Raw genomic sequence first — 21,621 nt, 5'->3', positions numbered from 1 at the left:
GGCGATCAATGGAATATGGAAAAGAGCCCGGCAAAAATGTTGGCATTTATCCTTTCGTATCGAAGGCCGCCGTTGACGATTTCGCGATCCGGCGGGTGCCTCTCATACTGCGGCGGCCATACGGGCCCCCCTCGTTGCGCGGCACCGTCCCCGGCAAAACCTCAATCCCGTCCCGGCACCAGCCCGGCGGTCCTGCCTCTCCGGGCTTCGATTCCCCATAACGGCGCGGGAGTCGGATGCCCCGGCGCAGTCGCCGGTCCTTTCGGTGCGGTATCGGCAACTGTTCCCTGCCGTTTACCTTCAGGCGAATCCGGCCCCTCAACCAGAATGTTGATATACAATATTCATTATTAATAATGTATAATCGAGGTACACGGATGGCGGAAAACTTTGATGTCAAACTCGAGGAGGCGAAGTACTATACCCCCCAGGCCCACTGCAGGGAACAGTCCTGGGTCGGGGACTACAACCGGGCCTACCGTGAGTTCCTTGCGGACCCCGACGGGTTCTGGGACGGCGTCGCCAGAGAGCTTGAGTGGTTCCAGCCCTGGGACCGGGTGAAGGAGTGGAACTACCCCTACGCCAGGTGGTTCCTGAACGGCAAACTCAACATCACCCACAACTGCCTGGACCGCCACGTCCACAACCAGCGGCGCAACAAGGTCGCGATCATGTGGCGGGGGGAGACCGAGGAGGAGGAGCGGATCTTCACCTACCGCCAGCTCTTCCAGGCCGTCTGCCGGTTCGCAAACGGCCTGAAGCGTCTCGGCGTCGGGAAGGGCGACCGGGTCTGCATCTACATGCCGGTGGTGCCCGAGCAGATCGTCGCCATGCTCGCCTGCGCCCGTATCGGGGCGATCCACTCGGTCGTCTTCGGCGGGTTCGGCGTCAGCGCGCTCAACCAGCGCATCACGGGCACCGATGCGAAGGTGGTCGTCACCGCCGACGTCACCTACCGGCGCGGCAAGGCAATCCCGCTCAAGAACATCGTCGAGGAGGCGGTCGTCAACGCGCCCTCCGTCGAGCGGATCGTCATCCTCCGGCGGGACCTCGACAAGCCCGTCGAACTCCACCCCGAGATGGAGGTGGACTACTACGACCTGATGGAGGGCGTCGAGCGGGAGTGCCCGGCCGAGCCGATGGATGCGGAAGATCCGCTCTTCATCCTGTACACGAGCGGCACCACCGGGTCCCCGAAGGGCATCGTGCACACCTGCGGCGGCTACATGGTCGGGACGTACTACACCACCCGCCACGTCTTCGACGTCAAGGACAACGACATCTACTGGTGCACCGCCGACCCCGGGTGGATCACCGGCCACAGTTACGGCGTCTACGGCCCCCTCCTGAACGGCGCCACCTGCCTCATCGCCGAGGCAACCCCCGACTACCCGGACCCGGGCACCTACTGGAACCTCATCGAGGAGTACGGCGTCACCATCTTCTACACCGCACCGACCGCCATCCGGATGTTCATGCGGGTGGGTGAAGAGTGGCCGGACCGCTACAACCTCTCGTCGCTCCGCATCCTCGGGTCGGTCGGCGAACCGCTCAATCCCGAGGCGTTCGAGTGGTTCTACCGCACCATCGGCAAAGACCGGTGCCCGATCGTGGACACCTGGTGGCAGACCGAGACCGGGATGCACATGGTGACCACGATGATCGGCGAGCCGATGCGCCCCGGATTCGCCGGGAAGCCGATCCCGGGCGTCGTCGCGGACGTCGTCGATATGGCGGGCAACCCGTGTCCGCCGGGGACGGGCGGCCTCCTGGTCGTCAAGGAGCCCTGGCCGTCGATGATGCGGACGATCTGGAACGACGACGAGCGGTACTGCAAGTACTGGAACACCATCTCCGGCTGCTACACCGCGGCCGACCTCGCGGTGAAGGACAAGGACGGCTACATCATGGTCATCGGGCGGTCCGACGACCTGATCGTCGTTGCCGGGCACAACATCGGGACGGCCGAGGTCGAGAGCGCGCTCGTCTCCCACGAGGCCGTGGCGGAGGCCGCCGTCATCGGCAAACCCGACGCCCTGAAGGGGAACACCATCAAAGCCTTCGTCATCCTCCGGAACGGCCAGAAGCCCGGTGAGAAACTGAGAAACGATCTCGTTTACCACGTCAGGATGACGCTCGGTCCCATCGCCATCCCCTCCGAGATTGACTTCGTCGAGTCGCTCCCAAAGACCCGGAGCGGCAAGATCATGAGGCGGGTCCTGAAAGCACAGGAGCTGGGTATGGACCCCGGTGATATCTCGACATTGGAGGAGTAGAAAACCAACTATTTATATACCTTTTTTAAGCATGCTATATATATGAATGAGCACAGACCAGAGGAGTCCCTCAAGATAGAAAATATCGTCGCTTCCGCGAAAGTGACGGATTCTCTTGATCTGCCTTCTCTTGCGTCCCGGCTGAAGGACGCGGAATACAATAAGAAGCGGTTCCCCGGCGTCGTTCTCCGGATGCAGGATCCGAAGATCGCCGCGCTCGTCTTCGGTTCCGGCAAGGTCGTCCTGACGGGCGCAAAGAGCATCGACAGCCTCTCGCGGGGCCTGCAGATCCTCGCCGACCAGTTGCGGGCGCTCGGCATCGACATCCCCGAGAACCCGGAGTATAAGATCCAGAACATCGTTACGTCCGCAGACCTCGGGACGCCGATCAATCTCAATAAGATTGCCGTGGGCTTCAATCTGGACAAGATCGAGTACGAGCCCGAGCAGTTCCCCGGGCTTGTATACCGGCTCGACGACCCCAAGGTGGTCGTCCTCCTGTTCGGGTCCGGCAAACTGATCATCACGGGCGGCAAGGTGCCCGAGGATGCCCAGCGTGCGGTACAGCGGATTCTCTCCGAACTATCCAGTCTCGGTCTCATCTGAAACCCGTCTGACCTTCTCTTTTTCTAAAAGACCATAAGCGCCCTGGGGCCGTCGGCTACCCGTAAGGGCCGTTTCGAATCTCCGGTGCAACCTGGGCAGCCGCAGGTACCCCGGCCGATGGCATGGCCGCCGTCTTCCGATCTTCCTGCCGGAGAGCACTCTCTTGCTGCCGGTGGAAGCGTGATCCGGTGAAGAAAAGAGCGTTCTCATGGGTTTGATGCTTCATCTATTCACTTAAAACAATCACAATCGCCGGATCTCCCATTGAAATAATAATATTTTTATAGTCAGATTTAAAACAATAGATAACTATCTGATGGTGAATGGATGAGGTCCGATAAGGTACGGTATTTTACGCCACGCGATGAAGAACTCGCCGAGCTCCTGATGGGTATCGGTATCAAGCGAAACGTCTCCAAAGTGCTCGTATATCTGGCAAATACCGAGGAAGCGACATCCCGGGACATCGAGCGCGGCACCGATCTCCGCCAGCCCGAAGTCAGCATCGCCATGCGCTACCTCAAAGAATGCGACTGGATCGATACCCGCGAGAGCAAGTCGGAGAGCAAAGGAAGGCCGGTGAAGATCTACACGCTCTCGCGCTCAATAACGGAGATCATGGATACAATCGAGAAAGAAAAGAAGAAAGAAGCCCGGCATCAGTTAGACCTTATCCAGAAGATGCGGGAATGCATCTCAATGCAGTGATACGACGCTGCAACCTTTCTCCTCACCGACAATAACCGTTATTTTTTCCGTGTAGGCACAGAACAGGCCGCACTCCAGTACACCGGGGATCGAGGCGATCTCCGTCTCCAGGCGCCCGGGATCCGCGATCGTCCCGAAACCGCAGTCGACGATGAAGTTGCCGTTGTCGGTGACGACGGGGCCGTCTTTCTTCACCCCTTCCCGGAGAACCGGATCGGCACCGAGCGCCGCAAGCCGGCGGGAGACCGCTTCCACGGCGAACGGGAGCACCTCGACCGGCACGGGCGCGTCCAGGGTCTCCACCATCTTTGTCCCGTCGACGACGACGACCGCCCTCCTTGCCGCGTCGCAGACGCACTTCTCCCGCAGAAGCGCGGCTCCGCGCCCCTTGATCAGGCGGAGAGCCGGATCGACCTGGTCGGCGCCGTCGATGGCGATATCGAGTTCGGGGTGCTCGTCGAGGCTCGTGAGGGGGATGCCGTACCGGCGTGCCCGGATGGCCGCCTGGTAGGAGGTCGGGACGCCGGCGATGGAGAGCCCGTCCTTTGCTATCCGCTCGCCCAGCCGCTCCATCGCGAAGAAGACGGTCGACCCGGTGCCGAGCCCGACGTTCATCCCGTCCTCGACCTCTTCTGCCGCGCGGTAGCCTGCGTTCCGCTTCGATGCCGCCTGTTCTGCTGCACTCATGCTGTACTCTTCTCCTCCCGTTCAGATATGCATGCCGTCGAAGACTTCCTTGAGTTCGTCCGCGGCGGCATACGCCGTGCAGTCGAGGGTGATCGGCGTGATGGAGACGTTGCCCCTCTGCACCGCGTGCACGTCGGTTCCCTCTTCCGCATCCTCGTACAGCGGCCCGTCGATCCAGTAGTAGGGACGGCCGCGCGGGTCGAGGCGCTCCTCCACGCCGGTGTAGAAGAGTTTCTCGGCAAGACGGGTGATCTCGTATCCGCCGCGCACCTGCGCCGGGATATTCACGTTGATGACGTGAGCCTTTCCGGGAAACCCGTTTGCAAGAACCTTCTCGCAGATCTCGCGGATCACCCGTTTCGCGTCGAAGTACCGGTCGGTGATCCGCGAGGGGTCGTCGAACTTGTCGCCCTGGTCCTCCACCTGGAGCGAGAAGGCAAGGGACGGCACACCCTGGTTGGACGCCTCGAGCGCGGCCCCGACGGTGCCCGAGGTCATGATCGATTCGAACGAGAGGTTCTCGCCGATGTTGACCCCGCTGACCACGAGGTCGGGGTTGAGGTGCAGCGCGAACAGCCCGATGATCACGGCATCGGTCGGTTTCCCGCCGACCGAGTAGGCGGTCACGCCGTTCATCGTCACCTGGTTCGCACGGATAGGCTCGAAGATGGAGATGGACCTTCCTACGGCGCTCTGCTGGGTGGCGGGCGCGACCACGGTGACGTCGGCGATCGGCGCGAGCGCGTCGTATGCCGCCCAGAGTCCCGTAGAGGTTATCCCATCGTCGTTGGTGAGCAGAATCTTGGGCTTCATCCTTGTCTATAGGGATGGTCCCCGCGCATCAAAAACCTGCCCGATCGTCAGGGTCAAGTCCTTTGCAGCTGACCTCTACTGCAATGAAGGTCTTTCTCGCCGAATACTCCGTATGCAACGACCCCGAGCTCGCGCCCGAGGGCGCCGCCATGCTCGCCGCCATACACGGGAGTTTTGAGCGGTGCGGCTACGAGGTGGTGACGCCCGAGCGCCCCGACTTCGAGGGCGAGATCAAAAGACTCGCGCCGGAGTGCGACGTGGGCATGGTCATCGCACCGGATCACCTCCTCTTCCGGTACACGCACCTCCTCGAAGGGTTGACCCACAACATCGGGTGCGGAAGCATGAACGCGGCGGTCTGCGCCAACAAGCAGCGGACGGCGGATATCCTTTCCAGGAACGGGATAGCCGTCCCCCCCGCTGCCGGGGAAGGGAGGCGAGTCGTCAAGCCGATCATGGGCTGCGGCGCCCTCGGAGTCCGGCTGACGGATGAGGAGCCGGGAGCCGGCGAGTTTGCACAGGCCTACGTCGAAGGAGAGGCGTTGAGCGTGAGCCTGGTGGGGAGCCGGGTGACCGGCAACGTCTGCGAGTTCTACTCGGGCGCCCCGCCGCTCCTGCTCGCCGTCAACCAACAGGAGATCGCCGTCGCGGACGACGGGAGGTTCCTCTACCTCGGGGGAGAGACGCCCGTCCATCCCGATCGCGAGGAGGAGATCGTCGATGCCGCCGTCCGGGCGATGAACGTCCTCGGGTGCCAGGGGTATGCCGGGATCGACGTCGTCGTCGGGAAGCGGATCTACGTCGTGGACGTCAACCCGAGGCCCACGACCAGCCTGGTCGGTATTTCGGCCGTCATGGAGGAGGAGATCGCCGACGTACTCGTCAGAGCGTCGCACGGCGAGGCGCCGGTGGAGGTGCACCTCTCCGGGAGGGTGCGGTTCGACAAGGACGGGGGGCTTCACCGGCTATGATCGGGATCGATATCGGCGGCGCGAACCTCAAGGTCGTCGACGATACCGGCGTGCATATCCACTACTGTCCCCTCTGGCAGGGCGCGCCGCTCGCCGATCTTCTCAAACCCTATGCCGGAAAGCCCGCCGCCGTGGTGATGAGCGGGGAGCTCGCCGACTGTTTTGCAAGCAAGATGGACGGCATCCGGTGGATCGTCGGGGCGGTTCAGGAAGTCATCCCCGGCGCCGTCTTCTACGGCACCGACGCGGCGTTCCATACGCGGCCGGTTCCGGCCCTTGCCGCCGCGAACTGGCTGGCGTCGGCCGACTACCTGCGGGAGAACTACGCCGACGCGGTGCTCCTCGACGTCGGGAGCACTACCGCCGACGTCATCCCCCTGAACCGTTTTGAGGAACTGAAAGGTCTGACGGACACCCGGAGGCTCCAGGAGCGGTACCTTGTCTATACCGGTATGCTCCGGACGAACGTCGCGACGCTGGTATCGTCGGTCACGCTCGACGGGACGGCGACCCCGGTGAGCACCGAATACTTCGCCGCAAGCGCCGACGCCCACCTCGCGCTCGGCCACATCGCCCCGGAGGACTACACCTCCCCTGCACCCGACGACGGCGAAAAAACCCCTGATGCGGCGCTCCGGAGACTTGCCCGGGTGGTCTGCGCCGATCTCGACGAGATTGGGCGGGACGGGGCGTTAGCGGTCGCCCGGCAGTTCTGGGACACCCAGAGAACGCTGATCGCCCGCGCAGTGGAGCATGCAGTATCCCGGAGCGGCGCCGGGCGGGTGATCACGGCCGGGATCGGAGCAAACCTCTTTGCCCGGGAACTCGGCGGCGTTACGCTTGAGGAGGAGATCGGAGAGGTCTCGGATGCACTGCCGGCATACTCTGTCAGGGAGGTGGCGCTACGGCGAGCCGGTGGAACCTGACCCTTCTTCTGCTCGCGGTATCGGTCGCCGTCACGGCCGTATCGCTTGCGCTAGGATTCCCGTTCTTCTTTCTCTTTCTGCTCATCCCGCTGATCCCGCTCTTCGGGCGCCCCCCTGTTGCGAAACGATGCCCTGCCTGCGGGTGGGAAACCGCAGGCAACGAGCGCTTCTGCCCCTACGATGGGACGCCGCTCACGGTCGAGGGTGAAGGTGGCGAGGTTTAAGAGGGAGAGCGGTAACAGGAAACCGAAGATGTCGGTCGCGGGGATCGTCCCGAAGTCGCGGGAGGCGTAGTTCCGGATCGTCCCCCGGTCGACGACGATCCCCATCGCCCGGAGGTGCTGCGCCACCTGGTTGAAGGGCATCTGCCGTGAGAGGAGATGGCAGAGATCGACGATGGGCGACGCGAGACGGGTGTCGGGATAGAACGGGGCGTCCGCATAACAGAGGCCGCTGCAGTCCTGGCAGTAGAAACGCTTCACGAAGACCCGGATGGTGCGTTCTTTTTCATTATCGAGTATGACGGCGAACCGTTTTGCCCGCATGTCGTGCCCGATCACCTGGCCCCCGCACGACGGGCAGGCGTCGAGGTCGGCGAATATCACGCCGTCCATCGACGCGAGGGCGTTTCCCACCAGGTCGACGAGCATCGGTGGGATTGGCACTGTCTTCTTTGCTATGGCAACTCTCTCCCGTGCAGTTGTATGGGAGGGGTATGCGTCCACCGATAATAACCTCTCCCGTCAAACGGGAACGGACGGCATGGGGGTGGTTGCAGCCCGCAGGAGAGTGTCCCGGAAAGCGCCGGTTTTTGCCTGTTCCGCCGTCCTGGCTTCGGCCCGGGGTAACCTGACCCTTGTGCGCCCGGAGATGCTGCCGCCCGGGCATCGGTTCAGCACTTATGCCTGGTCTTGATCCCGATTGGGGTCGATGTTCCGGTACTTCTCACGTACGTAAAAACCTAAATAACTGGTGCGAATTGTTGTTTGCCCCTATATTCTGCCGGCAAAGGGCGGATAAAGTTAGTTAACTAACATAATTTAAGTAACTTAACGCCTGATAGTCGGTTTGTCACAGAGGTGACAAAAACATGACGATGAAATATGTTGCCACAACGTGCCCTTACTGCGGTACGGGGTGCAGTTTCAACCTTGTCGTCCAGGACGGCAAAGTTGTCGGAACGGCACCGTACCGCCGCTCACCCGTAAACGAGGGGAAGGTCTGCCCCAAGGGGACCTACGCTCACGAGTTCGTGAACAGTCCGGACCGCCTTACAAAGCCGCTCATCAAGAAGAACGGCAAATTCGAGGAAGCAACCTGGGACGAGGCCTACGACCTGATCGCCAGGAAGTTCAAGTCGTACAAGCCCGACGAGTTCGCGGCGCTTGCATCGGCCCGTGTCTCGAACGAAGAGAACTACCTGCTGATGAAGTTCGCCCGCGGGGTCATGAAGTCCCGCCACATCGACCACTGCGCCCGGCTCTGCCACGCCTCCACCGTCGCGGGCCTTGCGGCGGCGTTCGGCTCCGGTGCGATGACCAACTCCATTCTCGACATCGCCGAGTCGAAGTGCGTCTTCATTCTCGGGTCCAACACATTCGAGCAGCACCCGCTCATCGGGCGCAGGGTGATGCAGGCGAAGAAGAGCGGCGCGAAGATCATCTACGCCGACCCGCGCTACACCGCGACCGCGAAGCAGGCCGACCTCTACATGCCGTTCGTCTCCGGCAGCGACGTCGCGATCCTGAACGGCCTGATGCAGGAGATCATCAAAAACGGCTGGGAGGACAGGGAGTTCGTCGCCAACCGCACGAAGGACTACGAGAAACTCAAGGAAGTCGTCATGAAGGACGCCTACAGCCTTGAGAGCGTCTCGAAGATCTCCGGCATCCCCGTCGAGAGCCTCAGGACCGCGGCCGAGTGGCTCGGCACCAACAAGCCCGGCGCGATCCTCTACTCGATGGGCATCACCCAGCACACCGTCGGCGTCGACAACGTCAAGTCGGTGGCGAACATCCAGATGCTGCTCGGCAACCTGGGCAAACCCGGCAGCGGCGTGAACGCGCTCCGCGGCCAGAACAACGTCCAGGGCGCCTGCGACATGGGCGCGCTCCCGGTCGTCTTCACCGGCTACCAGAAGGTCGTCGACGAGGCCGCCCACAAGAAGTTCGCCGACGCCTGGGGCTTCCCCGACGGCATCTGCGAGCCGAAGAACGGCTACGAGGTCACCGTCATGATGGATGTCCTCACCGACAACCCCGGCGAACTCAAGTGCATGTACATCATGGGCGAGAACCCGATGCTCTCCGACCCGGACCTCAACCACGTCAGGCACGCCATCGAGAGCCTGGAGTTCCTGGTCGTCCAGGACATCTTCCTGACCGAGACCGCCGAACTCGCCGACGTCGTTCTGCCTGCGGCATGCTACGCGGAGCGCGACGGCACCCAGACCAGCACCGAGCGGCGCGTCCAGATGTGGCGCACGGCCCAGAACCCGCCCGGCGAGGCGAAGGAAGACTGGAAGATCATCAGCGAACTCGCCGCGAAGATGGGCTATGCCGCCCAGTTCCCCTACCGGAGCGCCGAGGAGATCTTCGACGAGGTTGCGAAGGTCACCCCGTCCTATGCCGGCATGAACTACGAGCGGCTCAACCGGCCCGAAGCACTCCACTGGCCCTGCCCCGCCGCCGACCACCCGGGAACCCCGATCCTCCACACGGCGAAGTTCGCCCACCCTGACGGGCTCGGGGTCTTTGCCCCCATCGAGTGGAAACCTCCGGCGGAAGTCCCGGACGCGGAGTATCCGTTCGTGCTCACGACCGGCCGTGTCCTCTGGCACTGGCACACCGGCACGATGACCCGCCGCTCCGCGACCCTCGATGCGGAAGTCCCGACCGGCTGGATCGAGATCAACCCCGAGGACGCAAAGGCGCTCGGCATCAGGGACAAGGAGAAGGTCCGTGCCGTCACCCGCCGCGGGTCGGTCGACGTCCCCGCGAGGGTGACCGGTGACATCATGAAGGGCATCATGTTCATGCCGTTCCACTTCAAGGAGTGCGCAGCGAACATCCTGACGAACAACGCACTCGATCCCATAGCAAAGATCCCCGAGTTCAAGGCCTGTGCTGTGAAGGTCGAGAAGATTACGGAGGCCTGAAGATGGCGGCGATTGGCGATATGTTCTACACGTGGGCGGCGGATGCCGACGTGCTGAAGAAGGGAGAGTGCGGGGGTGCGATCACCGCCCTGCAGCAGTATGCCCTGAAGTCCGGCATGGTGGACGCTGTCCTTGCCGTCAGGAAGGGTGCGGACCTCTACGACGCGGTCCCGACCGTGATCACCGATCCTGCGGAGATCGCAGAGACGGCAGGCTCGCTCCACTGCGGAACGCTCCTGCTCTCGAAGCTGGTGAAGGACTACCTTGATGCCAATAAGACCGCAAAGCTCGGCGTCACCGTCAAAGGCTGCGACACGATGGGCCTTATCGAGCTCGCGAAGCGGAATGCGGTCGATATGGATCGCCTCCTCCTGCTCGGCGTGAACTGCGGCGGCTCCGTCAGTCCGGTCCTGGCCCGCAAGATGATCGCCGAGAAGTTCGAGGTCGACCCCGATGCGGTCCACAAAGAGGAGATCGACAAGGGCCAGTTCATCATCGAGTACGAGGGCGGTCATAAAGGGATCAAGATCGACGACCTCGAGGACGAGGGCTACGGCCGCCGCAGCAACTGTCGCCGGTGCCTCTACAAGGTCCCGCGCCAGGCGGATCTCGCCTGCGGGAACTGGGGCGTCATCGGGGAAAAAGCCGGCAACGCCACGTTCGTCGAAGTCTGCTCCGAGAAGGGGGCAAAACTCCTGGATGCGGCAGCAAAAGCCGGAGCCGTCGCCACGGAGCCTGCGAACCCGAAGGGTATCGAGATCCGCGGCAAGGTCGAAGGCGCCATGCTGAACCTCGGTAACAAGTGGCGGAAGAAGGACTTCGAAGCGCTCGCCTCCGACCTCTGGGGAACCATCGCCCGCGAGACCGGCCGGTGCATCAAGTGCTACTCCTGCATCGAGAACTGTCCGGTCTGCTTCCCGGCAGCGGACGAACTCAAGGGAAAGTCCCGGATGGTCGTCTCGGGAGAGGTTCCGCCGAACCCGATGTTCCACCTGCGGCGGTTCGCGCACATCTCGGACTCCTGCATCAACTGCGGCCAGTGCGAGGAACTCTGCCCGATGGATATCCCGCTTGCGCTCTTCTCCCACGCCGTCAGATCCGAGGGCGACACCGCGTTCGAACCCAAGCTCGGGAAGGCGCCCTATACCAACTAACCATTTTTTGCCTGATGCATTATTCCTGAGCGCATCCGGGATCAGGCTGGTTCCATGCTCCGGAATGCCTGTTCGGGCAAGAAGGGTCGATATCGTACCGGGCTCCCGGCAAAAGGCAGGCCCTGGCCCACACTTATTCATCAAAAATGTGGGTGTTAATCACTATAGTTAAATATCCTGGACCTCGTATTTCTATGTATCCGAGGTTTTTACCATGGATCTCAAGTATGTACAGACTACATGCCCGTACTGCGGTACGGGGTGCAGCTTCAACCTCGTCGTGAAGGACGGGAAGGTTGTCGGCACACAACCTTACAAGCGTTCTCCGGTCAACGAGGGAAAAGTCTGCCCCAAGGGCACTTACGCTCACGAATTCGTGAACAGCCCGGACCGCCTCACAAAGCCGCTCATCAAGAAGGACGGCAAGTTCGTCGAGGCGACCTGGGACGAGGCCTACGACCTGATCGCACAGAAGTTCAAGTCGTATAAGCCCGATGAGATCGCCTGCCTCTCCTCAGCCCGTGTCTCGAACGAAGAGAACTACCTGCTGATGAAACTGGCACGCGGCGTCTTCAAGACGCGCCACGTCGACCACTGCGCCCGGCTCTGCCACGCGTCCACCGTCGCTGGCCTCGCCGCCTCGTTCGGCTCCGGCGCGATGACCAACTCCATCCTCGACATCGCCGAGTCGAAGTGCGTCTTCGTCATCGGGTCCAACACATTCGAGCAGCACCCGCTCATCGGCCGCAAGATCGTTCAGGCCAAGTTGAACGGCGCAAAGGTCATCGTATTCGACCCGCGCTACACGCCGACCGCGAAGCAGGCGGATCTCTATGCATCCTTCTACTCCGGCACCGATGTGGCCATCCTCAACTGCCTGATGGGAGAGATCATCAGGAACGGATGGGAGGACAAGGAATGGGTTTCGAAGCGTGCAAAGGGATACGAGGAACTCAAAGCGACGGTACTCAAGGACGATTATCTCCCCGAGAACGTCGAGAAGATCTCCGGTATTCCCGCTGCGGACCTCAAGACCGCAGCCGAATGGATCGGTAACGCCGAGTCCACCGCGCTCCTCTACTCGATGGGCATCACCCAGCACACCGTCGGCGTCGACAACGTCAAGTCGACCGCAAACCTCCAGATGCTTACCGGAAACATCGGCAAGCGTGGCGGTGGCGTGAACGCGCTCCGTGGCCAGAACAACGTGCAGGGCGCCTGCGACATGGGATGTCTCCCCGTCGTCTTCACCGGCTACCAGAAGGTCATCGACGAGGCCGTCCACAAGAAGTTCGCCGACGCCTGGGGCTTCCCCGACGGCATCTGCGAGCCGAAGAACGGCTACGAGGTCACCGTCATGTTCAACGTCCTCACCGACAACCCCGGCGAGCTCAAGGCGATGTACATCATGGGCGAGAACCCGATGCTCTCCGACCCGGACCTCACCCACGCGGAGCACGCACTCGAGCAGCTCGAGTTCCTGGTGGTGCAGGACATCTTCCTGACCGAGACCGCCCAGCACGCGGACGTCGTGCTGCCCGCTTCCTGCTACGCAGAGAAGGAAGGCACCCAGACCAGCACCGAGCGGCGCGTCCAGATGTGGCGCACGGCCCAGGACCCGCCCGGCGAGGCAAAGGTCGACTGGCAGATCCTCTGCGAAGTGGCAGCCGCCATGGGCTACGCCGCCCAGTTCCCCTACCAGAGCGCCGAGGAGATCTTCAACGAGATCGCGAAGGTCACCCCGTCCTATGCCGGCATGAACTACGAGCGGCTCAACCGGCCCGAAGCACTCCACTGGCCCTGCCCGTCCGTTGACCACCCCGGCACGCCTATCCTGCACATCGGCAAGTGTTCGCACCCCGATGGAATGGGCGTGATGCACCCCATCGAGTGGAAACCCCCGGCGGAAGTCCCGGACGCGGAGTACCCCTACATCCTCACCACCGGACGGTGCATCTGGCACTGGCACACCGGGTCCATGACCCGCCGCTCCGAGACGCTCGATAACGAGGTTCCGACCGGCTGGATCGAGATCAACACCGAGGACGCAAAAGAACTCGGCATAGCGAACAAGGAAATGGTCAGGGCAAGCAGCCGCCGCGGATCGGTCGAAGTCGAAGCGAAAGTGACCGACGAGATCAAGAAGGGCGTCATGTTCATGCCGTTCCACTTCGCCGAGTGTGCAGCGAACGTCCTGACGAACAACGCGCTCGACCCGATCGCAAAGATCCCCGAGTTCAAGGCCTGTGCTGTGAAGGTCGAGAAGATTACGGAGGCCTGAAGATGGCTGCAATTGGCGATATGGTCTACGCATGGGCAGCCGACGCCGCCTGCCAGGAGAAGGGCGAGTGCGGCGGAGCGGTCACCGCTCTGCTGACGCACGCGCTCAAGTCCGGCATGGTGGACGCTGTCCTTGCCGTAAAGAAGGGACAGGATCTCTACGATGCCGTCCCCACACTCATCACCGACCCGGCCGAGATCGCACAGACGGCAGGCTCGCTCCACTGCGGAACGCTCCTGCTCTCGAAACTGGTCAAGAAGTACCTGGACGGCGCCGAGAATATGCGGATCGCCGTTCCGGTGAAAGGCTGCGACGCGATGGGCCTCTACGAGCTCGCGAAGCGCAACCAGGTCAACCTGGACAACCTCCTGCTGATCGGTCTCAACTGCGGTGGGTCCGTCAGCCCGGTCGCCGCCCGCAAGATGATCGCCGAGAAGTTCGAGGTCGACCCCGATTCGGTCGTCAAGGAAGAGATCGACAAGGGTCAGTTCATCATCGTCACGAAGGACGGCCAGCACAAGGGCATCTCGATGGACGAACTCGAGGAGGCAGGCTACGGCCGCCGCAGCAACTGCCGCCGCTGCAAGATGAAAGTCCCGCGCCAGGCGGATCTCGCCTGCGGCAACTGGGGCGTCATTGGCGACAAGGCCGGCAAGGCCACCTTCGTCGAGGTCTGCTCCGAGAAGGGTGCAAACCTCCTTGATGCAGCCATAAAGGCCGGAGAACTCAAGACCGAGGCCGCGAACCCGAAGGGTATCGAGATCCGCGGCAAGGTCGAGAACGCGATGCTGAAACTCGGCGACAAGTGGCGGAAGAAGGACTTCGAGGCGCTCGGCGAGGGCAAGGACCGCCTGAAGGAGATCATGGACGCGACGAGCCGGTGCATCAAGTGCTACGCCTGCATCGAGAACTGCCCGATCTGCTACTGCGTGGAGTGCAGCACGAAGAAGGCCTACCTGGTCGAGCCCGGTCAGGTCCCGCCGCCCTTCATGTTCCACCTGATCCGCTACGCCCACATCTCGGACTCGTGTATCAACTGCGGCCAGTGCGAGGAGAACTGCGCGATGGATATCCCGAACGCGCTCTTCATGCACGCTCTGCAGGTCGATCTCGAGGAGATGTTCGGCCACACCCCGGGTGTGGACATGGAGCTCCCGGTGCTCGCGCTCGTCGAGGAACAGACGGAACGCAAGCGTCTCTCCGACACCGGCAGCGACCAGATCTTCAACATCTTCGAGTAAGGAGAAATCTCTCCCTTTTTTTAGCAGGCTGCGACCGGTTAGCGATGGCTCTCCGGCATTGGTGGATGGTTAGCGAAGCGTGAGAAGACCACAGGTCTTTGAGCCGCGACACGCGCGAAGTCCGGTATGGCTGCCGGCGGCTCGTTTTATTGCATCCCCTCTCCCTGATGGCAGGCAGGAACCCGCATCAGGGAATGTGAATGAGTGTAGCCTGCTTCCGGTTTAACTACGATTTTCCGTGCGAAAAAAGAGAGATAAGCCCCGTTCACGGAACCGTGTGGGAGAGGGGCGGGATTGCGCTCTGGTCGGAGAACGTCTCCTCGTGGCCGTCCGGGAACCGGACCACCGTCAGGCCCGGGGAGAGGTCCGTCTCGACCAGCGATGCAAACCAGTAGCCGTCGATTACCTCCTGCGCCCCGGTGAAGTCGAGTCCCGGTGTCGAGTAGACCCGTCCTCCGTCGGTGCCGTCGATCTCCGCAAACTCCTGAACGGAGAATATAGCGACATCGCTCTCGGCCGAGACCACCGTTACGGGAACCCCCAGCGCATCCTCGAGCGCGGACTTCAGCTCCCGCTCCGGATCGGCGATCTTGAAGAAGACTGCGATCCTCTCGATCCACGAGAGGGTGTAGTTAATGGTGATATCTGCGCTTCCGTCCTCGTCCACAGCTATCAGAAGGTTATCCGTGGTGAATGCCCCGGCAGGTGCCGCCATAAGAGCCAGGACCAGGAGGGAGGCGACCGGAATTCCGCGTCTCATTCGTGTACCTCGGTGAACCATATACTGTTTGGATATTTAATCATTTGGAAAACCTTCTCTGGGTCTAACAACTCGATAACTGATTTTCATGCTGCATTCTTCTGAAAATAGAGAATCTCGAAAGATCCGGGTGAGGGGTATCTCCGGGATCATGGGTGTTTCGCCTCCCGTGACCCGGCGCAGAAACTCCCGCGTGCAGCCCGTTTCCGGTCAATGCACCCGCAGCCAGAGGTGCAGGTTGCGGTAGCCGGCGCCGGTGAGATTGTTCCTGGCGATGTTGTCGGGTGGCGCCTCCTTGAAGAGGAGGAACTCAAGCCGGTTCGTATCCGGGTCCATGATCCGGAAGGAGTAGGGCTGCTCGACGGTCCGGTTGTGCGGCACCGTGACGGAGAACCGGTCGAGAAGCGTCGCCGAGACGATCGTCGACCGGTTCGTCGCGTTATTGAACCTGCTCTCCACGGCAAACGTCTCCACCGTGTAGGTGATATCCTGGTATTCGTGGTTCCCGATCCCGATGATGACCGTCTGCGGCGTTCCGGACATGAACTCGGTCGGGTAATCGGCTGCTTTTCCTCGCGGTCCGAGGATGTAGAACTCGGTGAACTTCTCTCCCTCTTTCGGGACCGCGGTGACGAAGATCGTCGTTGCGATGGCCACGAGGACGGCGGCGATGAGGACGACGCTCAGGACCCGGTCGAACCGGGATGGAGAACCGCCGGAAAATTCCTCCTTTATCGCGGCGAGGCACGTGCCGAAAGGAACCGCAAATCGGCTCTCTTCTGGCAGCTTGCGGCGTTGGAACTGCGCGATAAGGCCGGCGACAAGACTGAACGCCAGGAGGGTGACGGCGATGGAGTCGAGCCGGATACCCCAGGGCGTGTAGTTGAGCGCGAAGCTGAAGAGCGGCACGGCGGCGATGGAGACCCCGAGCGAGAGGGCGATGCGCTCTATTCCGTCGAGGTCGTCTCTTGCCGGGAAGAGGGCCGCGGTCAGGAGATAGCCGGGGATGAAGAGGATGAACGGCAGGACGACGACCACACGAAGGGGGCTCTCGCTGATGATCGGGACGTAAATGCCGGCAAGGGCGAGGAGGGCCCAGAGATAGACGCCTTTTAAGTCCAGCGGGATGGTGCGGGGATCCAGGGAACCGATGAGAAGGCCTGCGGTGGTTTCGGCTGTCATTCTGTTACCCCATAAAAAGCCATGGTATAAATAGGTTCTCCGGTGAGGGCCTGTTTGGGGGATACGGACTCCTGGAGCCCATGAAGACGGGACTGCGGGAAAAATCAGCACCTTTTAATCGAAGCGCGACAAACCCGCATTCATATGCCCCGGAAAGACTGGGACGATCGGGCGTTCACCGGACTGGAAGCGGCCATCGTCTTCATCGCCTTTATCGTCGTCGCAGCGGTCTTTGCGTACGTCGTTCTCGGGGTGGGCATGACCACGTCGCAGAAGAGCCAGGAGACGATGTATGCTGCTCTCGGGGAAGCCGGATCCGCCCTCCGCCCGGGACAATCGGTCATTGCCAAGCTGGATAACGATCAGGGTTTTCTCGATTTCATAGAGTTCGATCTCGAGACCGCGACCGATCTCGCCGTCATCGATATGGGGAGCATGACCTACACCATCGCCACGAAGGAGACCCTCATCACGTTCCCCCCCGGCGACCCCGCCATAAACGTCACCTGGCGGTATCCGGAAGATGGCGGCCCCCTCCTTGAGACGGGTGAGGTCGTCACGGTAAGACTGGAGATGGAAAGTGTTGAGATCGGGCGCGGAGACACGTTCACGATCCAGATGACCGCCGCAGGCGGGGAGACCGCTGCGTTGACCAGAAACGTTCCCGCCGGTATTGGAAAGAATGTCTACGTCGAACTCTTCTGAAGCCGGGTTCACCGGACTCGAGGCTGCGATCGTGCTCATAGCATTCGTCGTCGTTGCAGCCGTCTTTGCGTACGTCGTCCTGGGGGCGGGTATCCTCTTCTCCGAGGAGAGCCGATCCGTCGTTCACCAGGGCATCCAGGAGGCCGGGTCGAGCCTCACCGTGACCGGCGGCGTATACGGCATCAGCAACACTCCCGGAAGGATAGATTCCATCATCGTCCCGGTCGGTCTCGCCGCCGGCAGCGAGCCGATCGACATCACCACGGTCTCCGTCCGCCTGATCGGTCCCGCGCACAAGGAGACGATTTACCAGAACGATCCTCTCATCGACGCCGTTCCCACAATCGGGCGCTGGAGTGTCCAGGAGCGGTTGAACGCCGATTCCGATCATCTTCTGGAGGCCGGCGAACAGTACGTACTGAACATCTCGCCGGTCAACCGGTCGGATTGCAGGTCGTACCGGACGTTTGCCATCGAGATCAAGCCGGCAGGGAGGCCGGTGCTCCGGGTGGAGAGGACGGTGCCGGGCAGCATCACCACGTTCACCCGTCTCGACTGACGTCTCTACCCGGCATCCAGGATCTTCCGGTGCCGCATCACCCCGATGATCCCGACAGCACTCACCACTGCAAGCAGCAGGTAATCTTCCGGGCCTGCCCCGGCCATCAGGATGCTCTCCGGGATGCAGGCCGCCCAGGCGAGGAAGGAGACGAGGGCAAGGACTCCGAGGAGCGGGACGGAGATGCGGACGAGCGCCGCGGCGATCCTGGAAGTGCCGGAACAAAAGCCCCTGCAGGCGGCGAGGGCGATCCCGGTCGATGCCGCGAGAAATATCCATTCGGAGAGCGACGACACTTCCGCCATGACGGCGCCGCCGAAGTAGCCGGTGTACTCGTAAGCCTCGTACGGGCCGAGGAGCGGGAAGTACCAGGTGACGGGCATCGCCCACATCGCGTCGAGGACCGGTGGGAGAGTGCGCCGGCGGCGACGGCGAGGAGGGCGAAAGATTCCCGTCTCCGGTACAGGACGATGCCCGCAACCGCGAGGAGCGCGAGAAAGAGCAGCCCGTGCCCGAATATTCGCCCGGAATTGAGGGTGCCTGCAAGAAGAATGTGGCCGACCGGTTTATCGATGAGGTCGGGGAGAACTGCCCCGAGAGCACAGAAGCCGATGAGACGCCGGTCGTCCAGGCGTCCGGCGATCGCGAGGCCCAGGATGAGGCCGAGGAAGAGGTGGCAGGCGACGAACACTTTTCATGAAGACGATGCCGGTGGTTATATTCCTGCTGTTCGGGGTGGGGCAAACGATATGGCCGGAGAGCGACGATAACTCTCCGGGTTATGGCAACGCTTGATCGGCAGGAGATCCTCATCATCTTCGCCTCGTTCCTCATCGGCAGCGCGGCGGGGTGGTGGAGCCGCATGCACTGGGGCGACGGCCTGATCGCAGTCGCCGCGACGCTTGCCGGAACCGTTGCCGGCTACCTTATCATCGTAACCGTTCTCCGGGTTGCGGGTCACCCCGTCGGGTAGCCCGCGTGGAAGGGGCACTCCTCCCGCAGGCATTCGCGGTTGATATCGCTGAATTCGCACCGTACCGTCTCCTCTACCGGGAGGTCTACTCCGAACCGCTCGGCAAGAAACGTGATCGCGGTGCGGATGGCAAGCCACGAGTCGCGTTTGCAGCACCGGGGGCCGCCGTGCCGGGCTATTGTCATCAGGCTCCGTGCGGTCATCTGGTTTGCAAGCGACCATTCCTGCTTTTTTAAGGGCGTTGACCCGGTGATCAGACTCACGAAGATGCCGGTGCCGACCGCCGCCCCGCAGGTGCCGTGAGTTCCGCAGGCCCCGCCCGGAACCATGCCGGCCCTCGTGCGGGCCCGCTCAAGCAGTTCCCCTTTTCGCCCCGGCTCCCCCTGGTGGTTGCAGTAGGCGGCGATGAGGGATGCGGGCACGAGAAAATGGTGCTCCGGCCCGTGCATCCTGACCGCCGGATACCGCATCAGGATACAGGCGATGGCAAGCGGGTCCTCGAGATCCGTTGCGATGCAGAACTGTTCGATGAGGTCGAGCGCCTCCAGGCCGTGGCACCGGTCGCAGACGAAGTGCCCGGCTTCGCAGGCGACCGCAGTACCCATGACCTCCCCGCAGACGGCGCACGCAAGGTCGCGGGGCTCCTCGCCGTATACGAGATCCCTGCCGCAGATCAGGCATCCTGCCTTATGCTCCATGCCATAGGGTGTGTCGCCGTATCCCATAATCCTCTGGCCCGGTGAATCAGGTGGCCGCGGATTGGCCGGGGCGGTGTATGCGCCCGGTATCGGGTCCCGGCGGGAGATCCGTTCCCTGCTGTTCCCGCACCTGCCCGCCTTCGATCGCGAGGACGCGGTCGGCGAGCGTCAGGAGCGACGGACGGTGGGAGACGAGGATGGTCGTCCGGTTCCGGACCAGGAGCCGGAGCGTCCGGCGAATCTGCTCCTCGGTCTGCATGTCGAGCGCGGACGTGGGCTCGTCGAGGATGAGGATGGGCGCGTCTTTGAGGAACGCTCTCGCAATGGCGACCCGCTGCCGCTGACCGACGGAGAGCTGGGTTCCGCGCTCCCCGACGACCGTCCGGTATCCGTCCGGAAACCCCGTGATGTCGTCGTGGATCTGCGCTTTCCGTGCGGCATTGACGATCTCTTCGAAGGTGGCGCCGGGCCTGCTGTAGCGGATGTTCTCCTCGATGGTGGTGTGGAAGAGGAAGAGATCCTGCGAGACCAGCGACACCTGCCGCCGCAGCCAGCGGGGGTCGAGCGCCGCGAGATCGCGGCCGTCGAGGGTGATCGTGCCTTCCTGCGGCGAGAACCCCCGGAGGATCAGGTTCACGAGCGTCGTCTTCCCGGCACCCGTTCTCCCGACGACGGCGACCACCTCGCCGGGACGGATGACGAGGTTTGCGTCCGCGAGAACCGGCTCCGACTCCGTATACCCGAACCGGACGCCGGAGAACTCTATCCTGCCCTGCACCGCGGCGGGCACGACCCCGCCGCCGGCCGGCTCCCCGTGCATCGAGAAGAGTTCGCCCAGGCGGGCGGCGGACGTCGCCGCCGGCTGCATGACGACGGGGAAGGCGAAGAAGGTGTTGACGGTAGGGGCGAACGTCACGACGTAGACCGCGAACGCGACGAAGTCCCCGACGGTCATGCCCCCGGCGAGCACCTCGTTCCCCCCGACCCAGAAGACGGCGATCAGCATGAGCGACATCGTGCCGATCCTGAAGTACTCCGAGAACGCCGAGAGCATCGTGTTCCTGATCCGGGCATCGACCACCTTTGCAAGCGTCGTGGAGACCCGGTGCGCCTCCCGGTCCTCCGCGGCGTGCGTCTTTACCGTGTCGATGCCGGAGATCACCTCCTGGATGTCGCGGGAGACGTGGGCCTGCCGTTCGCGCTCCCGGTGGGTGGCGGCGCGGATCCGCCGGATGAAGACGGCGTTGACCAGCAGGTAGAGCGGGATGAAGGCGGCGACGACGAGGGTCAGCCTGAGGCTTAAGATGCAGAGAACGGCGAGGGTGAAGGTGACGTAGAGGGCGTTTGCGATGATCAGGGGGAGATACTGGGAGACGGTGTACTGCAGGATCTGGACGTCGTCGGAGAGGCGGGACATGATGTAGCCGGTCTGCTGCGACTTGAAATACGAGAGCGGGAAACTCAGGACGTGCTCGACGAGGGCGGTCTGGAGATTGAAGGCATAGCCTTCCCGGAACCGGGCCGTCCAGTAGTTCCGGACGAGGTCCATGCCGCCGGTGAAAAGCCCGAGCGCCAGGAGGGCGGCGATGAGGGTGTCGAGCGACGAGAGGAGTCCACCGGCCCCTGCGAGGGCGGCGCCGGAGGCCTCCGTCCCGCCGAGCAGGATGTTGTCGATGAAGAACTTGATGCTGAGCGGGAGCACGGTCTTTGCTGCCGAGACGAGAGCGGTCGCCGCGAGGGCCAGCACGCCCACCATCCTGATCGGCCGGGCGAACCGGAGGAAGAAGGCGAGGTCGGAGAACCCGAGATCGCTCCTCGCCGTCGCCGGCTGGCGCATGATATCCCGGGTGAAGGCGACGGTTCGCCTGCAGCAGTCTGCTATGCTCATGGTATGGGTCCTGTTGAGGAGCGGCCTCCGGTCTTT

20 protein-coding genes and 1 pseudogene are annotated in these 21,621 nt (G+C 62.6%); 12 read left to right on the top strand and 9 right to left on the bottom strand.

Annotated features, from left to right (window positions below; translation table 11 throughout):
- Positions 1 to 377: 377 nt before the first annotated feature.
- The 3 genes from acs to SZ63_RS10720 all read left to right on the top strand — a co-directional run bounded on the left by acs (position 378) and on the right by SZ63_RS10720 (position 3,590).
- Positions 378 to 2,276 carry an acetate--CoA ligase gene (gene acs / locus SZ63_RS10730; protein ID WP_048185246.1) on the top strand — a complete coding sequence of 633 codons (1,899 nt, stop codon included), beginning with the start codon at positions 378 to 380 and terminating at the stop codon, positions 2,274 to 2,276.
- 42 nt (positions 2,277 to 2,318) lie between these two features.
- Positions 2,319 to 2,882 carry a TATA-box-binding protein gene (locus SZ63_RS10725; RefSeq protein WP_048185244.1) on the top strand — a complete coding sequence of 188 codons (564 nt, stop codon included), beginning with the start codon at positions 2,319 to 2,321 and terminating at the stop codon, positions 2,880 to 2,882.
- Positions 2,883 to 3,209: 327 nt separating this feature from the next.
- A complete protein-coding gene (locus SZ63_RS10720; protein ID WP_048113275.1) occupies positions 3,210 to 3,590 on the top strand; it encodes an ArsR family transcriptional regulator in 381 nt (126 codons plus the stop codon).
- Here the strand turns inward: SZ63_RS10720 and rpiA are convergent.
- Together rpiA and surE are read right to left on the bottom strand one after the other, a co-directional pair.
- A complete protein-coding gene (gene rpiA / locus SZ63_RS10715; RefSeq protein WP_048185242.1) occupies positions 3,579 to 4,277 on the bottom strand; it encodes a ribose-5-phosphate isomerase RpiA in 699 nt (232 codons plus the stop codon). The genes SZ63_RS10720 and rpiA overlap by 12 nt on opposite strands.
- Positions 4,278 to 4,298: 21 nt before the next feature.
- Positions 4,299 to 5,090: a 5'/3'-nucleotidase SurE gene (gene surE, locus SZ63_RS10710; RefSeq protein WP_048185239.1), complete on the bottom strand. Its 792-nt coding sequence runs from the start codon at positions 5,088 to 5,090 to the stop codon at positions 4,299 to 4,301.
- Positions 5,091 to 5,173: 83 nt separating this feature from the next.
- Here surE and SZ63_RS10705 point away from each other — a divergent pair, with 83 nt between their 5' ends.
- Both SZ63_RS10705 and SZ63_RS10700 read left to right on the top strand, forming a co-directional pair.
- Positions 5,174 to 6,061, top strand: a complete 888-nt coding sequence (locus tag SZ63_RS10705; protein ID WP_048185237.1) for an ATP-grasp domain-containing protein — start codon at positions 5,174 to 5,176, stop codon at positions 6,059 to 6,061.
- A complete protein-coding gene (locus SZ63_RS10700; protein ID WP_048185235.1) occupies positions 6,058 to 6,987 on the top strand; it encodes a hydantoinase/oxoprolinase family protein in 930 nt (309 codons plus the stop codon). The genes SZ63_RS10705 and SZ63_RS10700 overlap by 4 nt, the downstream gene beginning before the upstream one ends.
- 50 nt (positions 6,988 to 7,037) lie before the next feature.
- Here the strand turns inward: SZ63_RS10700 and SZ63_RS10695 are convergent, their stop codons facing one another.
- Positions 7,038 to 7,652 (bottom strand): hypothetical protein, encoded by a 615-nt coding sequence (locus SZ63_RS10695; protein WP_241481325.1) that lies wholly within the window; start codon positions 7,650 to 7,652, stop codon positions 7,038 to 7,040.
- A 425-nt stretch (positions 7,653 to 8,077) separates the two neighbouring features.
- Here SZ63_RS10695 and fdhF (SZ63_RS10690) point away from each other — a divergent pair, with 425 nt between their 5' ends.
- From fdhF (SZ63_RS10690) to SZ63_RS10675, 4 genes are all read left to right on the top strand, one after another.
- Positions 8,078 to 10,144, top strand: a complete 2,067-nt coding sequence (fdhF, locus tag SZ63_RS10690; RefSeq protein ID WP_048185231.1) for a formate dehydrogenase subunit alpha — start codon at positions 8,078 to 8,080, stop codon at positions 10,142 to 10,144.
- 2 nt (positions 10,145 to 10,146) lie between these two features.
- Entirely contained in the window at positions 10,147 to 11,298 is a 1,152-nt protein-coding gene (locus tag SZ63_RS10685; protein ID WP_048185227.1) for a Coenzyme F420 hydrogenase/dehydrogenase, beta subunit C-terminal domain, read from the top strand.
- Between the two features lie 214 nt (positions 11,299 to 11,512).
- The gene (gene fdhF / locus SZ63_RS10680) at positions 11,513 to 13,579 is read left to right on the top strand and encodes a formate dehydrogenase subunit alpha (protein WP_048185225.1); all 2,067 of its coding nucleotides are present in this window, start codon (positions 11,513 to 11,515) and stop codon (positions 13,577 to 13,579) included.
- Positions 13,580 to 13,581: 2 nt separating this feature from the next.
- Positions 13,582 to 14,820, top strand: a complete 1,239-nt coding sequence (locus SZ63_RS10675; RefSeq protein ID WP_048185222.1) for a Coenzyme F420 hydrogenase/dehydrogenase, beta subunit C-terminal domain — start codon at positions 13,582 to 13,584, stop codon at positions 14,818 to 14,820.
- 265 nt (positions 14,821 to 15,085) lie between these two features.
- Here SZ63_RS10675 and SZ63_RS10670 read toward each other — a convergent pair whose 3' ends face one another.
- The gene (locus SZ63_RS10670) at positions 15,086 to 15,580 is read right to left on the bottom strand and encodes a hypothetical protein (protein WP_048185219.1); all 495 of its coding nucleotides are present in this window, start codon (positions 15,578 to 15,580) and stop codon (positions 15,086 to 15,088) included.
- A 210-nt stretch (positions 15,581 to 15,790) separates the two neighbouring features.
- Entirely contained in the window at positions 15,791 to 16,762 is a 972-nt protein-coding gene (locus SZ63_RS10665) for a DUF1616 domain-containing protein (RefSeq protein ID WP_048185215.1), read from the bottom strand.
- Positions 16,763 to 16,906: 144 nt separating this feature from the next.
- On the opposite strand from SZ63_RS10665, the gene SZ63_RS10660 reads away from it, so the two are divergent.
- On the top strand, positions 16,907 to 17,467 hold the full coding sequence (locus tag SZ63_RS10660) for an archaellin/type IV pilin N-terminal domain-containing protein (protein ID WP_048185213.1): 561 nt from the start codon (positions 16,907 to 16,909) through the stop codon (positions 17,465 to 17,467).
- Positions 17,445 to 18,026: an archaellin/type IV pilin N-terminal domain-containing protein gene (locus tag SZ63_RS10655; protein WP_048185209.1), complete on the top strand. Its 582-nt coding sequence runs from the start codon at positions 17,445 to 17,447 to the stop codon at positions 18,024 to 18,026. The genes SZ63_RS10660 and SZ63_RS10655 overlap by 23 nt, the downstream gene beginning before the upstream one ends.
- A gap of 5 nt (positions 18,027 to 18,031) precedes the next feature.
- On the opposite strand, the gene SZ63_RS13205 is transcribed toward SZ63_RS10655, so the two are convergent.
- Together SZ63_RS13205 and SZ63_RS13200 are read right to left on the bottom strand one after the other, a co-directional pair.
- Positions 18,032 to 18,409 carry a hypothetical protein gene (locus SZ63_RS13205; protein ID WP_241481328.1) on the bottom strand — a complete coding sequence of 126 codons (378 nt, stop codon included), beginning with the start codon at positions 18,407 to 18,409 and terminating at the stop codon, positions 18,032 to 18,034.
- 83 nt (positions 18,410 to 18,492) lie between these two features.
- Positions 18,493 to 18,717: pseudogene (locus SZ63_RS13200) on the bottom strand (metal-dependent hydrolase); the annotation flags it as partial.
- Between the two features lie 90 nt (positions 18,718 to 18,807).
- Between SZ63_RS13200 and SZ63_RS10645 the strand changes: the two are divergent.
- Positions 18,808 to 18,999 (top strand): hypothetical protein, encoded by a 192-nt coding sequence (locus SZ63_RS10645; RefSeq protein ID WP_048185206.1) that lies wholly within the window; start codon positions 18,808 to 18,810, stop codon positions 18,997 to 18,999.
- On the opposite strand, the gene SZ63_RS10640 is transcribed toward SZ63_RS10645, so the two are convergent.
- Together SZ63_RS10640 and SZ63_RS10635 are read right to left on the bottom strand one after the other, a co-directional pair.
- Positions 18,984 to 19,697: a DUF5714 domain-containing protein gene (locus SZ63_RS10640; RefSeq protein ID WP_052959133.1), complete on the bottom strand. Its 714-nt coding sequence runs from the start codon at positions 19,695 to 19,697 to the stop codon at positions 18,984 to 18,986. The two genes, SZ63_RS10645 and SZ63_RS10640, sit on opposite strands and share 16 nt — an antisense overlap.
- Positions 19,698 to 19,743: 46 nt before the next feature.
- Positions 19,744 to 21,585, bottom strand: coding sequence for an ABC transporter ATP-binding protein (locus tag SZ63_RS10635; RefSeq protein ID WP_048185289.1), 1,842 nt, complete (start codon positions 21,583 to 21,585; stop codon positions 19,744 to 19,746).
- Between the last annotated feature and the right edge of the window lie 36 nt (positions 21,586 to 21,621).

It is taken from the genome of Methanoculleus sediminis, assembly GCF_001017125.1.
Taxonomy (GTDB): Archaea; Halobacteriota; Methanomicrobia; order Methanomicrobiales; family Methanoculleaceae; genus Methanoculleus; species Methanoculleus sediminis.
This window is presented reverse-complemented; position numbering and strand designations above follow the sequence as displayed.

Coding starts and splice junctions, on each gene's coding strand:
- acs (WP_048185246.1), top strand. CDS start 378: ATGGCGGAAAACTTTGATGTCAAACTCGAGGAGGCGAAGTACTATACC.
- SZ63_RS10725 (WP_048185244.1), top strand. CDS start 2,319: ATGAATGAGCACAGACCAGAGGAGTCCCTCAAGATAGAAAATATCGTC.
- SZ63_RS10720 (WP_048113275.1), top strand. CDS start 3,210: ATGAGGTCCGATAAGGTACGGTATTTTACGCCACGCGATGAAGAACTC.
- rpiA (WP_048185242.1), bottom strand. CDS start 4,277: ATGAGTGCAGCAGAACAGGCGGCATCGAAGCGGAACGCAGGCTACCGC.
- surE (WP_048185239.1), bottom strand. CDS start 5,090: ATGAAGCCCAAGATTCTGCTCACCAACGACGATGGGATAACCTCTACG.
- SZ63_RS10705 (WP_048185237.1), top strand. CDS start 5,174: ATGAAGGTCTTTCTCGCCGAATACTCCGTATGCAACGACCCCGAGCTC.
- SZ63_RS10700 (WP_048185235.1), top strand. CDS start 6,058: ATGATCGGGATCGATATCGGCGGCGCGAACCTCAAGGTCGTCGACGAT.
- fdhF (WP_048185231.1), top strand. CDS start 8,078: ATGACGATGAAATATGTTGCCACAACGTGCCCTTACTGCGGTACGGGG.
- SZ63_RS10685 (WP_048185227.1), top strand. CDS start 10,147: ATGGCGGCGATTGGCGATATGTTCTACACGTGGGCGGCGGATGCCGAC.
- fdhF (WP_048185225.1), top strand. CDS start 11,513: ATGGATCTCAAGTATGTACAGACTACATGCCCGTACTGCGGTACGGGG.
- SZ63_RS10675 (WP_048185222.1), top strand. CDS start 13,582: ATGGCTGCAATTGGCGATATGGTCTACGCATGGGCAGCCGACGCCGCC.
- SZ63_RS10670 (WP_048185219.1), bottom strand. CDS start 15,580: ATGAGACGCGGAATTCCGGTCGCCTCCCTCCTGGTCCTGGCTCTTATG.
- SZ63_RS10665 (WP_048185215.1), bottom strand. CDS start 16,762: ATGACAGCCGAAACCACCGCAGGCCTTCTCATCGGTTCCCTGGATCCC.
- SZ63_RS10660 (WP_048185213.1), top strand. CDS start 16,907: ATGCCCCGGAAAGACTGGGACGATCGGGCGTTCACCGGACTGGAAGCG.
- SZ63_RS10655 (WP_048185209.1), top strand. CDS start 17,445: ATGTCTACGTCGAACTCTTCTGAAGCCGGGTTCACCGGACTCGAGGCT.
- SZ63_RS13205 (WP_241481328.1), bottom strand. CDS start 18,409: ATGCCCGTCACCTGGTACTTCCCGCTCCTCGGCCCGTACGAGGCTTAC.
- SZ63_RS10645 (WP_048185206.1), top strand. CDS start 18,808: ATGGCAACGCTTGATCGGCAGGAGATCCTCATCATCTTCGCCTCGTTC.
- SZ63_RS10640 (WP_052959133.1), bottom strand. CDS start 19,697: ATGGAGCATAAGGCAGGATGCCTGATCTGCGGCAGGGATCTCGTATAC.
- SZ63_RS10635 (WP_048185289.1), bottom strand. CDS start 21,585: ATGAGCATAGCAGACTGCTGCAGGCGAACCGTCGCCTTCACCCGGGAT.